The sequence below is a fragment of the Pseudomonas sp. GL_135 genome (assembly GCF_057834665.1).
Window position 1 is genome coordinate 4,174,632 of record NZ_CM174408.1, and the last position, 13,370, is coordinate 4,188,001.

General features: G+C 59.7%; 4 protein-coding genes and 1 pseudogene. 4 read left to right on the forward strand and 1 reads right to left on the reverse strand.

All coding sequences use genetic code 11. The features are described from left to right. The first annotated feature begins 15 nt into the window (after window positions 1-15). The 4 genes from AC3ISG_RS18535 to AC3ISG_RS18550 all read left to right on the forward strand — a co-directional run bounded on the left by AC3ISG_RS18535 (window position 16) and on the right by AC3ISG_RS18550 (window position 10,664). Entirely contained in the window at window positions 16-933 is a 918-nt protein-coding gene (locus tag AC3ISG_RS18535; protein WP_489297653.1) for an immunoglobulin-like domain-containing protein, read from the forward strand. A gap of 69 nt (window positions 934-1,002) precedes the next feature. Then, a complete protein-coding gene (locus AC3ISG_RS18540) occupies window positions 1,003-2,628 on the forward strand; it encodes a hypothetical protein (protein ID WP_489297654.1) in 1,626 nt (541 codons plus the stop codon). Between the two features lie 156 nt (window positions 2,629-2,784). Then, window positions 2,785-5,886, forward strand: a complete 3,102-nt coding sequence (locus AC3ISG_RS18545) for a hypothetical protein (RefSeq protein WP_489297655.1) — start codon at window positions 2,785-2,787, stop codon at window positions 5,884-5,886. A 434-nt stretch (window positions 5,887-6,320) separates the two neighbouring features. Continuing rightward, window positions 6,321-10,664 carry an immunoglobulin-like domain-containing protein gene (locus AC3ISG_RS18550; protein WP_489297656.1) on the forward strand — a complete coding sequence of 1,448 codons (4,344 nt, stop codon included), beginning with the start codon at window positions 6,321-6,323 and terminating at the stop codon, window positions 10,662-10,664. Between the two features lie 48 nt (window positions 10,665-10,712). Here AC3ISG_RS18550 and AC3ISG_RS18555 read toward each other — a convergent pair. After that, window positions 10,713-12,014 (reverse strand): annotated as a pseudogene (locus AC3ISG_RS18555) (autotransporter outer membrane beta-barrel domain-containing protein); the annotation flags it as partial. Window positions 12,015-13,370: the final 1,356 nt, after the last annotated feature.

The following is a 13,370-nucleotide window of genomic DNA, read 5'->3' on the forward strand; positions in this document are numbered from 1 at the left end:
GACTGGAGCCAACCCGTGGTCGAGGAGGCGCAGGACGGCTTTCTCGACCCGGGGGCCGATCCGGACAGACCTATCGTCACCCATGTCCCTCCAGGGACGTTGAAGTATCTGGACAAAGTCAGCCTGTACCTCAACGCCAAAATGATCGATTACGTCGTCGTCAATCGTAACGGTCCGGGCGCAGGGCTGGACTTCGAGATTGCAGCGTCCGAATTCCTGCCTTACTCCGAGACATCAGTGGCGGTGTGGTATGGCGTCGTTCCGGCCGGAGAACAGCAGGAGCAGCCATCGCAAGAGCTGACCCTGACTATCAGCGGCGGATTCGAAGCCAGTGCAGCGCTGGATCTGTCCGCGCACAACTACATCGTGGCAGAACCGAAACTGCCCTCTACGCTTCCGGATTTCGTCCACATGACTCGAACGGCGAGTTGGGGTGTCCCTCCCTACAGCTACAGCACCAGTGCTGAAACGGTTGCAAGCGTAGACAGCTCGGGCAAGGTGACCGCCAGGGCCAATGGCACCTGTGACATCACCTCAACCGACAGCACCGGTGCGACCCGCCAATACTCGCTGACCGTCAGTGGTATCAACGTGGTCCACTTCCTCACCGGCAATACTGACTGGGCGGGCATGCATGCGGTTTGTGATGCCGCGGGGCTCGCCCCTGTCACGCTGGCACAGTGCAAAACACTGTGGACGCTGTACGCCGACGACATTCCCGTGACGACGTACCTGGGCTGGCTCGATTACCCCTTCTGGACTGCGGTCAGCGTCGGGGCCGGCACTTACGGCACCTACAACTTCGGCGGCACAGACGTGAACGAGAACGCCAGTAGCGCCGAAGGCTCATTGCGCAATCAGGCCATTGGTGTGTCATGCGACGCCGTGCAGTTCGCAGCGCTCGGAACGTGGCAGGCAAACAATCATCAGTGACGCTGCAGCCGCCCGGACCGCAGGGATCCGGGCACTCGCAGGATAGATTCGCCAGGAGGTTAACAGGTCATGAAGACCCTTATTTCCCGATTTGCCGCAGCGCTGTTGTGGGTGTGTCTTAACGCACAGGCCATCACCGGCCCGGAGACCGCGCAACTGCTCAATAACCGTTATCAGGCCACGAGCGATACGTGCGCGGCAAATAAGCCGGCCTGGTACTGCAACGGCGTGCTTGTCCAGGCGCAACCCCTGACTGCCGGGCAGACGTTCTGGCAACACGGCAGCGACGCCAGCGCGCTCGGGGCAGAAGGCCTGACGTATCTGCGCCGCGATCTGGCCATCCGCGAGCCAGGCAAGGGCAACGGGGTGATTTTCAGTGATCTGTTCACAGCAGTGGGCGAGGGCAAAACACTGGAAGTGCTGTGCGCCTATCCCTTTGCCCCGGGGTTGAACGCCAGTCGCGCCGGTTTTGGTTGCGCCCTGCCCGCCCGCTCTCAGCCGTCGACCGTCGATGCCAGCTCTTGCTCCGCGCTCGGCATCGTCGACAGTCCGACATGGCTGGCACATTTCCAGCAGGCCGGGAACCAGCTGGACCAACAATGTTCATTGAGCGGGACTGACCCCGCCCAGTTCGCCGCGAGCCTCAAGGCCCATGAAGGGCTGGGCAGCGACTGGTCGGCCAGGACCAATCAGTTGCAAGTGAAAAACTGGGACGCTTCGGCGCCACTGAGTGTGCCGGTCCAAGCGTTGTTCTACGACATCAGCAAGACCGAAGCATTGAGGGCAGCGCAAAGCGACCAGCGTGATTTTTTCGATGCCACCGGCCAGTGGCTACCGGTCTTACGCATGGATCTGAACGACAGCTCAGGCAGCGCGTTCGGATTTAACTTGCAGGATCAGCTGTATGTGGGCTATCAGATCGCCGCGCGCATGAACGCTCGATACGTCGACACACGTGTAGAGTGCCCCGGCGGGTTAGCCGCGTATTACTGTAACGGGGTGTTGTTCCGCTCCAACAATGCCACGACCGCTTTCCACGCCTGGAATCCAAGCCCGGGCTCGACGATGAACAACGGCGTGTCTTTTTCCTACGCCCGCCAGGATTTGACGATTGATAAGCTGGTGTACAGCCGTCCATTCGGCTTTACCTTCAAAGAGTCAGCAGCGCCCACCGTTTATTCCGCCACCGTTCGTTGCGCGTACCCCTACGATGCCGCTACCAGCAACAGTCCCGACCCGTGCACATTCCGCGGCGCGTGTCAGGCACTGGGCATCGAGAGTGTAGCCCTGTGGATGGTGCAATACGCGGGCAATCCGGGAAGAGGATGCGCTTTCGACGGGCAGAGCCCGTCTCAATTTCAGCTGAGTATCGATGTCCGGCACGCCTTCCCCGAGCGCGGTGACTGGAACGAAATCATGGTTGCGGCATGGACTCAGGATATTCCTGAACAGCTACCGCTGGAGTCGTTTTTTTTCCAGACCGGCAGCAGCGGACTTCCACAGGCGCAGTTCATCCAGAACGACTATTTCCAGCAAACCCAGCGATTCCTGCCCCTGGTCGAAATGAATCTGGGTACGACCGACGGCACTCTATTTACCTACGACCCCGCCAACCAACTGGCCCCTGGCGCGCCCTCTTCTCGCACTTGGAACCGCAGCGCTTACAGCCCCCAAGCCAGCAGCGTCCCCGACTGAGGCGCACCAGGATGCTTAAGCTATCCAATGCAGGTTCTCTCCGGCGACGCTTTCCAACCGACCAAAGGCAGCAAAACCTGTCATTTGTGACAGTAGCCAACTCCCCTGATCCGGCGCCCAATGACTCCTGGCATTCATCGACAGGAGTCCACCGCCATGACCTCACCCTCGCGTGACCCGTCTCGCCCTTCCAGTGGTATCAGCTCGCTCATCGACCTGGAGATCCCCGGCGCTGTGGGCCCTCTGCCCGTGCCACCGGCCGAGCCTGGTCAGACGTTATGGGGCATCAACCACGGCGCGGCGCTGGATAACTTTCCGCTAAACGGCCTGCAGCTGTACATTCCGGCATGGCCAGCGATGGCTGAGGGCGACAGTGTGTCCGTATTGCTCGACGAGCAAATGGTCATCACGGAGTCCATTAATCCGGAAGAGGTCAAGCAGCGGGTAACTGCCTTTGTCGACGCCCCGCGCCTCGTCCCCGGCAATCACAAACTGCAATACAGCGTGAAGCAACTCGGCCAGAACGCCGTGTTCTCCGCTTACACAGATATATCCGTCAAGCTTGATCGGCCCGGCGGGCAGGATCAGAACGGCGACACACCCGGCCATTCGGCACTCAAATTCACGCTGCCCGAGGCCATTGTCAACGATGGCGTGGATGCCGATGCCGCCGAAAATGGCGTGCCCGTTACCGTCGCGCCTTATCCGAACATGACCGCAGGGGACACTATCAAGCTTTCCTGGGGCGGGGAGTTTGTAGAGCGCGCGGTGACGTCTGAAGAAGTGGGTCAACCGATCGGGATGACTGTCGTTAAAGACGTCATTGTCGCCGGAGGAGACTCAGACCAAAACGGCCTGGCCGTGACGTTTGAGGTCTACGACGTGGTGCAAAACCGGTCCGAAGACTGGGCCGCCGAGACCCGTATTGTGGTTGACACCGGCAATTCGCGGCTAGGCGCACCGCTGGTCAAGGAGTCAGTGGACAGTGTCCTGGACCTCGATACCCTGGCGGGCGAACCGATAACCGTGCAGATCATCGCGGTCAACAGTCGAGAGATGCTAGAGGAGCTCAGCCGGTCATTCACGCCGCAACAGGCGGCACAGTTGCAAGCGTCTTTGGGCAAAGAAACCCTCTCGCGTATCGGGACATTCAAGGCGGACTTCGTCGTAGGCGACAGGATCCAGGTGACGTTGAAGGGCACCACCGCTGACAAAGAGACTGTCGAATATAACGTGCCGCAGATTACGATCACCTACCTGCCGCAGATCATCGAAACTCAGATCCCTAACGACGTCATCCAGAAACTGGCGCAAAGCCAGGCAGTGTTTTCGTACCGGGCAATTCATGCGGACGCTTCCGAGTCGAAGTCCAGAGGGCGATTCATCAGTGTGATCGGTGAAGCTGTGCGCATGGCTGCGCCCGTTGCACTGGATGCGGCGCAAGGCGCGATTGATCCGAACCTCGCCACCACGACCGTGCAGATCCCGTGGGATGACAGCATGGTTGCCGGTGCTCGGCTCACCTTGAAGTGGATTGGCACCCGGCCTGACCTCACCATTTATGACCCGCAGTTAACAGCGCATAACATCACCAACGGCGAAGCCGCCAGCCAGGCGCCGATCAATTTCAGGGTAGAGGGCAAGCACCTTAAAGCAATTGAGGGCGGTACCCTCGAGCTGTATTTCATCCTCGCCAAAGAGATGGACGACACCATCGTCGAGCGCGAATCTGCTCGCGCCGAACGACTAAACATCGGCGAGCCTCGAGCCCAGCTGGACGCTCCGGAGGTTGAAGGGATAGTCGACGGGCTGATAGATCCCGCTTACGGCGCAACGACCGTGACTGTGCCGGTTTACACGGGAATGGTGAAAGGCGATGTGGTGCATTTCCTGTGGAATGGCAGCGTCAAAGATTTGGAAGACTCGCAGACAATCACCTCATTCACCGAGAACCAAGCCGTCTATTTCAACGTAGAGCAAGAATACATTTCGGGAAACGACGCTGGCACTGTAGAGGCTTCTTATTGGGTGATTCGTGTGAACGGACGCCGCAGCGACTCGGGCATCAACCGCTTCAGTGTCGGGAAGCCGGTGGCACTGGACCCTCCCGTGATCAGCAGTGTCAAGGATTCTGAGGGCCAGGAAATTGCGGACGGTGGGACGACTACCGAGACCAGCGTCACCCTGACCGGCACTGCACCTGCGACCCTGGGGGTGGAGGTGCTGGATGGCGACGTCTCCAAAGGCAAACCCATTGCCGACGACGCCGGGCAATGGACCTTGCCAGTCAGCGGGCTGGACATCGGAGCGCATGTCATGACGGCGAAGGCGCTGTATGGCGAGAATGAAGTGTCGGCGGCACACAGATTTGCCGTTGAAGCCGAAGAACTCGCCGCACCCACCATCTCCAGCATCTTGGTTTCCGACAGGGAAGTCCCTCCCGATGGGACGACGGATGAAACGAGCGTGACAGTGTTAGGCACTGCAGAAGCCGAGCTCTCGGTAGAGGTGTTCGATGGCGCCGCCTCAATGGGTGAGGCCACGGCGAACGGCGGCGGAAGTTGGAGACTTGCCATCACTGACTTGGCGGTGGGGGCTCACGCGATTAAAGCCAAAGCGCTTTATGGCGACCGCAATGAGTCGGAAGTACGAGGGTTTACCGTCCTGCCACTCGTCGTCCCCACCATCTCCAGCGTCAAAGGCGGCACTGGCGAAGAAATACCTCTCTATGGAAACACGAATGGTATTGGAAACCCGAACGGTTACACGGTGTATTTGACAGGCGCTGGAAACATCAGGCGCCAGGTAGAGGTCTTCGATGGCAATACCTCAAAAGGTATCGTCACGGCCGACGCCAGCGGACAGTGGAGCAAGACACTCAAGGACCTGGAACGGAGCGTTCATGCGGTCAAAGCCAGAGCGCTTTATGGGAACGGCGAGGAGTCGGCGGTGTTCTGGTTTACCGCTGGACCACTCGTGGCAGTAGCCATCCTCAAAATCAGGGACGCCGAAGGCAATGAGATCCCTGCCGGGAGCACGACCCTCGCAAACTACGTGACGGTGACTGGGGCTGCAGCCACTGGGCTTGAGGTAGAAGTCTTCGACGGCACCACTTCAAAAGGTAAAGCTATGGCCAACACCAGCCAAGAGTGGAATCTGGCCATCGCTGACTTGGCGGTGGGGCCTCACGCGCTAAAAGCCAAGCTGCTTTTTGGCAACGGCAGTGAATCGGGAGTGTTCATATTTACCGTCCGATAGCACTCGCTGCCCCACCATTTCCCGCATCAACGCCGCCAACGGTGCTGATGCGGGAGACGGGATGACGATTGAAGCGAACGTGACAGTGACAGTGACAGTGACCGGCATCGCACAGGCCGAGTGCGACGTAACTACCCTGCGCGCTTGACGCTCCACCAAATAGCACACCCGCCTGGCGGTTCCGGTATTGCCGCTCCAGACGCCAACCGAACCAACGCACCGACGATGCACCGGCAACAAATGATCCGCCCAGGACAACATCCTCTGAAAGGAAGCTCACCATGAAACGCTACTCACGCACCCTCTTTCCCCCGCTGGACCACAATTATTCAACGCTGGCTTTGCGCCCTGTGCTGATCTCCAGCATGGTCGAGGACGTCTTGGACCATGACGGCGGAATCAACATCAGCATCGTCGAAGACCCGTACGGTGTGTTGTTTGCCGTCGATCCCTGGCTGCGCATGCAGGTCGGCGACCGTGTCGAGATCTATTGGGACGGCGTATCCGTGGGCGAACGCATCGTCGTAGGGGCCGACATCGACAAGCGTATGTTTTTCCAGCTGGAATCTACTTTTATCGAAGCCGGCCGGGAAAAAAAGGTTCTTTACAGCCTGACTCGCGTCGGCTCGAGCGCGCCGGAAGACTCCGTGTCAAAGAGCCTGCTGGTCAAGCTCGACCGGCCCGGAGGCAAGGACCGCGACCCGCATCTGCCCGGCCACTCAGAACTCACGGCGCCGCAACTGCCCCAAGACGTTATCGACAACGGCGTTGACGCCCAGTGGGCCAAGGACGGGATTCCGGTGACCATTGCCAAGTACCCGGGACGGGCCGCGCGCGACACCGTGGAATTGCGATGGGGTGTGGTGTCGATCAGCCGGCCGATCACCGAACAGGAGGCAGATGGCGAGGACCCTGTCGTCATCACGGTTGACCAGGCCGCCATACTCGCGGCAGGCGACTCTGCGAAATTGCTCGTTCACTATCAGGTGTATGACGAGGTCTGGAATTTCTCCGAGCAGTGGTCGCTGCAGACGTTCGTGCTGGTAGACGCCGGCGCCTGGAAGCTGGATGCACCGATCATTCAGGACGCTATCAACGGCGAAATCGATCTGGGCAACTTGGGCAGCGCAGACGTCACGGTGAGGATCGCTGTCACCGCAGACCCATTCGAGCGCGGGGACACAGTGACCATGACCTGGCTCGGCACTACGGCGGCAGGCGCTCCGCTGGAACACAGCCAATCGGTCAGCATAACGAATATCCCGGCAATCTATGACACCACCGTGCCCAATGCACTCGTGCGCGAAATGATCAACGGGACCGCTCAAGCCTCGTATGTTCTGACCAAAGCCAATGGTGGCCCGCCGCAATCGTCGAAACGGGCAGCCGTGCGGATCACCGGCGTGGCACCGCTGGAGATCCCACGGATTCTGGAAGTGATCGGCGACGTGCTCGACCCGTATGTAGAACGCGCCCATGTAGAGATCCCGGTCTACGACGGTATGGCCAACGGGGATCTGATCGATCTGGCCTGGCTGGGCACTCGCACTGATGGCGCACCCTACCTGTATGAAACCCAGCACGTCGTCACCGCCAACGAAGCGGGCAACGTCGTGTATATCCCTGTGATGGGCGAACACATTGCCTTGCTTGAAAACGGCAAAGTCGATGTCAGTTATCGCGTCTCCAACGACGCGTGGCAGGTACTTGATGTGCGTGTGTCGGAGCACTTGCTCGTCAACGTCGGCCAGCACGTGGCAGAACTGCCGGCGCCAATTATCGTTGAAGCACCGGACGGTGTGCTTGACCCCGAGGTGAATCCCGGTGATGTCACCCTACGGGTCAACTACCTCGGTACGGTGGCTGGCGATAGGCTGACCTGGTACTGGCTCGGTCATCCGCTGGAGGGCAGCGGCAGTGACTGGCTCCCCATCACCACTACCATTGCCGGCGAACCGGTCGATTTCACCATTCCCCGTTCATTGGTTGAGCCCAACATCAATGATGAAGTGCGGGTGCTGTACACCCTGAAGCGGGGCGCCACCGGCAAATTTCAATACTCGGCAACGCTGGATCTGGTAATCGGCAAACTCATCGGCGAACTGCCCGCCCCTACCGTGCTGGAGGCCAGCGCCGGGGTGCTTGACCCCATTGACGCGCTGACCGGCGCGACGGTACAGGTGAGCTACGCGAGCATGGAGGCTCAGGACAGTGTCTCGATGGCCTGGCTGGGCACCCCGGGGCCGGGCACGCCTGCTGATCAGGAAAAGCCCGGCAACGCCAGCGGGCAAGTTGATTTCACGGTACCCGCTACAGTGGTCGGCGCGAACATTGGCCGTGATATCAGCGTGTTCTATCGGGTGAAACGCTACACCGCAGAGAAGCAGTCCGATCTAACGCTGCTCCAGATACTGCCCTTTGGCAACCCGGAAAGGGACCTGCCGCATCCCGGTATCACTCAGGCCGACAGCCAGACGCTGACCCTTAACCTGGCGACCTTCACTGGCAATGGCACCGCAACCGTTGCCAAATGGCCATTCATTCTCGAGGGGCAGCGTGCATGGCTGCGCCTTGAGGGGGAAACCGGCAGCGGCGGCATGCACTCGATTACGCTGCTGGACGGCGCAGTGCTGACCAGTGCTCAGGCTTCTGCCGGCCTGTCTCTGTCCATCCCGCGAACCGAGCTCGAAAAACTTGGGCAAGACACCCGCGTGACGGTGATCTGCAATGTGGCTTTCGACGGCGTCGCCAGCGAGAGTGCTGCCGTGCAGTTCCCGAGAACGGTCTACACCTTCAAGCTGCACCACGACTGGGTCAGCCCGCAGATCGTCAGCGTCAGGGACAGCGAAGGCGAAGTGGCTGACGGGGGCACCACGTTCGACACCGCTGTAAGCATCAGCGGTACCTCCACGATTGAAGCCGAACTGGAAATCCTGGATGGCACGACCCTGATCGAAAAGGTGCGCGCCAATGCCACGGGTGCGTGGAGCACGAACCTGTCGGCGCTCACCCCGAAAAACTACAGCTTCACGGCAAGGGCCCTCGACGGCAGCGGGCTGATCTCACCGCCTCGCCGCCTCGAAGTTCTGGCCAATGTGACGCCAGTGATCAATCAGGTGCTCGACTCTCGAGGACCGGTCACCAACGGCGGCACGACCGTGGACACCAGCGTCACGGTATCGGGGCTGGCGAGCGCTGATCAGCAGATCGAGCTGTTTGACAATGGGGTCTCAAAAGGCACCGCCAGAACAGATGGATCCGGTGTCTGGTCGCTCACGGTTACCGGGCTGACCGTTGCGTCGCACCCGTTCAAGGCCAAGGCCCTCTATGGAACACTGCCAGAGTCCGCTATATGGACGGTGGTCATCGCCGCAGCGGTCGCACCGACCATCACTCATATCAAAGACACGCAAGACGTGGAGATTCCACCGGACGGATTCACCGTTGATACCAGCGTGGTATTGACCGGCGTTGCCAGCATGGGTCTTGAGGTAGAAGTCTTCGACGGCGGGGTGTCGCGCGGCACAGCAAACGCCAATGCAAGCGGGCAATGGACAATCACCCTCACGGGGCTGAGCCTGGCGCGGCATGACATGAAAGTCAGGGCGAACTACGGAACCAATCCGGAATCCTCCGTGCGTAAGTTCACCATCACCGAGGTGGTCACCCCGACCATCACTCTGGTCGTAGACCCTCAGAGCAACGCTGTCAGTAATGGCGGGGCTACCTATGCCAATGCTGTCGCCGTCTCGGGCAAGGCGTCGATCGGCCAATCCGTGGAGCTGTTCGACGGAGCCTCGTCCAAAGGCATTGCCAGTGTGAACTCAAGCGGTGGATGGTCTCGATCGGTCACCGGCCTGTCGGTGGGCGCCCATAGCCTGACTGCCAAGGCCGTGTATGCCGGTCATCCGGCGTCCTCACCCTGGACCTTCAGTGTGAAGGCTGCAACGGCGCCGACGCTGATCGTGAGCGACTCGGAAGGCGAGGTCGCACAGGGCGGCACCACCACAGAGACCACGGTGACGGCGTCAGGCACAGCGGCGGCCAATGAGCAGGTGGAAGTTTTCGACGGGGCCACCTCCAGAGGGAAGACCGCCGTAGGTGCTAACGGTAGCTGGAGCGTATCGGTGAGCGTGGCACTGGGTGCCCACAGTCTTAAAGCTGTGGGGCAATACAGTTCAAATCCTGCATCGGCTGTTCGCCAGTTTTCGGTTATTTCCCCAATCCCGGAGTTCGTGCTGGATACAGCGACTGTCAACCTGAACGGTCGTCTGTACGTGCCAGGTTCAAGGCTAGATGTCCTGCCCGTGTCATGGCCAGCAGGGACGACAGCGACGCGAACTCCCCGCAGCGGCGTGCCTCCTTACTCCTACTCTTCGAGCAATACGGCCTTGGTGACCGTCGATGCGAACGGCAAGGTATTCAGCAGAGGCAATGGCAGTGCCACCATTACCGTTCGGGATGCCCAGGGTCGTTCCGGAGCATACCGGGTTCAAGTAAGCAACGTTATCCTCTGCGTAGGATTCGGCCAGAATCGTTACCCATGGGCCAAAAACAATGTGGAAGCTTCGGGGTTCAGAATTCCCAATATGGACGAGTTGCGTTCTATTTATAACCTGTACCCCGGGAGATGGCCTCAAGGCAACGACTTTTACTGGTCAAGCAACGGTTATGTCTTTAACAAAAACTACGTAAAAAACCTTGTGACCGGAGCAGAGGGTTATGCGGTCGCCTCGGTGGTTCCATTCTCGCTGTGTCTGGTGGTAGGCATTCGCTGATCAGGTAAAAAGCCGACATCTGACGAAGATGTCGGCTGCTATCAAGGATTACCAGCTATACCGCAACCCAATATTCGCCCCAAACGGCTGCTCAATATTCTCGCCATTGGCGTAATCAAAATCAGCATGCACCTGCAGACTGTCTGAAAACGCCACGGCAACGCCCGCCCCCAACTCACCTCGCGAACCAGACAAGTCGTTGTTGAACACGTTGTTGTTCACTTGCACTTCGTTGTTCTTCGCGAACTCGTGCACACCCGCCACCCGCACATACGGTTGCACCACTTTGCCGTCACTCATCTCGAAGTTACGACCTGCCGTCATCCCTACCTTGCCCAGCAGCGAACGGGTGCGATCGCCTTCCGCACGCATGTCGTTGTTCAGCTGGTAATCCTTGCCCTGGATCACCACGGCGGACAACTGGCTGTACGGTTCGATGAAATACCCGTCGTTCAGCTTGATGTGTCGACCAAACTCCACCGAGCCACCGGCGCCGGCGTTGTCGTAATCCCCCTTGGCGCGCGTGCCATCGCTGATGCTGACTTTCGAGTCGTTGCGGAAGCGGTTGAACTTCAACACACCGTCGAAATAGTAGCCGCTGGCCTGGTCCATCCAGGTGGTGTAGATCCCGCCGTAATAGCTGTTAACCGTGCCCGACGTCCCGCGACTGAGGTCAAGATCGGATTTGCTATGCCCGGCCAGTACGCCCACCAGCCACTGCCCGTCGCCAATCGGCAGCGGTGCATCGGCGCCGAGCGATACGCCCTGCTGCGTCTGCTGATAGCCGACCCCGGACGCTTCATCGACGTTGTATTTGTTGCCGTAGGTGCGCACCCAGCCGCCCGATTTACCACCGTTGAAGCGCAACTCGCCCATGCGACTGCGCAGGGATGTCAGCTCGCCATACCAGACCGTCGGCGCAGTGTTGAACAGCGCCAGCACCGAGCGCGTGCCAGGGCTGATCGTCGCGGTATTCGGGTCCAGAAACCAGTCTGTGCCGCCCGCGCCATTGCTGGCCGACGCCAGTTGATAGGAATAGGTGCCCACGTCAACCGCACCGTCGCCCGCCAGCGCAAAGGTCGCGTCACCGCCCCCGGTCTGCACAATGGTCAAGGGCTGTGGTGACGTCGGATCGACGCCGGAACCTGCGATCAGCAAGGTATGGCTGCCCGTTGCAGAGCCGGTCACATTGAGCAGGTCGTGCTCGTTGGTAAGGTAATCCGCGTCCATGATGAACGTGCCGTTGCCGGACAGCGTGCCGACGTTGAGTTGGTAGAACGCATTGGTCGCGCCAAACCTCACCGCACTGTCGTTCATTGCAAGTGAATTGAGGCTATTGGAACCCAGCATTTCCCAGGTGGACGACCCTGCGAGGGTAACGCTGTCAACGTTGATCAAGTTGCCGATGAACACCGAGTTGTTGGTCAGCGAAACTACGCCGCCACCGGAGGTGATATCGCCGGACATCGAGCTGGCATCCAGGCTGACATTACTGCTGCTCACATCGCCTTTCAGCGTTGAGCCGCCCAGCAACCTCAGGACACCTGCCCCGCCGGTCGACGTGACATTGCCGACGATCGAACTGGCATCGAGGCTGACGTTGTCGCTGCTGACATTGCCCTCCAGCACGGAGCCTGCCACCAGGGACACTACGCCTGCATTGCCCGTCGACGTGACATTGCCCGTTATTGAACTGGCGTCGAGGCTGACGTTGTTGCTGTTCACGTTGCCTCTCACCAGAGAGCGGCGAACCAGCTTGACGGCACCTGCTCCGCTGGCCGAAGTGACATCGCCAACAACCGAGCTGGCGTCAAGACTGACGTTGTCACCGATAACCTGACCTTCTACGGTGGACCCTCCGACAAGCGATACAACGCCGGCGTTGCTGGTCGACGTGATGTCACCCTTCATTGAACTGGCGTTCAGGCTGACGTTATCGCTGCTGACATTACCTTCCAGCACGGAGCCTGCTGTCAGGGACACTACGCCTGCGCTGCTCAACGACGTGATGTCGCCGATCATCTGACTGGCATCCAGGCTGATGTTGTCGCTGTTAACGTTGCCTTCCAGCACTGAACTGCCGACAAGCGATACGACGCCGGCACTGCTCATCGACGTGATGTCGCCCTTCATCTGACTGGTATCCAGGCTGACGTTGTCGCTGTTGACGTTGCCTTCCAGCACTGACCGGTTAGCCAGCGAAACCACACCGGCGTTGCTGGCCGAGGTCACGTTTCCGGTAATGGAACTCGCATTCAGATTGACCGTATCAATACCGGTGACATCGCCCGTGAGCGCCGAGTTATTGTTCAGCGCCAGCGTGCCGCTGCTGGTGGCATCCGCCGAAACGTTACCGATCAACCGGCCCTGATCGAAGGTCAGGTTGGCGATGCTGCCGTTGGAGATAGCGAAGTTACCGGTCACTTCACTGCTCTGCAGCAGCACGTTCGCCGTCGCCGTGTTGGTCACTTCCAGCGCATTGCCGTTGCCGCCCGTCAAAGTGGTGCCGTTGAGCAGGTTGAGGTCGGCAACCATCCCGCCGCCCTGACCATTGAGCAGGATCGCAGCGCCGTTGGTGCCTTCTACATGTGAGCCTTCGATATTGACCGTACCCTGGCGCACATTGGCCGTATCCACCCGATAGACGAGGCCGTTCAAGCCGCCGGTGACGGTACTGCCGCGCAGGGAAATGTCCGAGCCGAAACC

What these genes read in the sequence shown, in the direction of transcription:
- AC3ISG_RS18540 (WP_489297654.1), top strand. Translation starts at nt 1,003, where the DNA reads ATGAAGACCCTTATTTCCCGATTTGCCGCAGCGCTGTTGTGGGTGTGT.
- AC3ISG_RS18545 (WP_489297655.1), top strand. Translation starts at nt 2,785, where the DNA reads ATGACCTCACCCTCGCGTGACCCGTCTCGCCCTTCCAGTGGTATCAGC.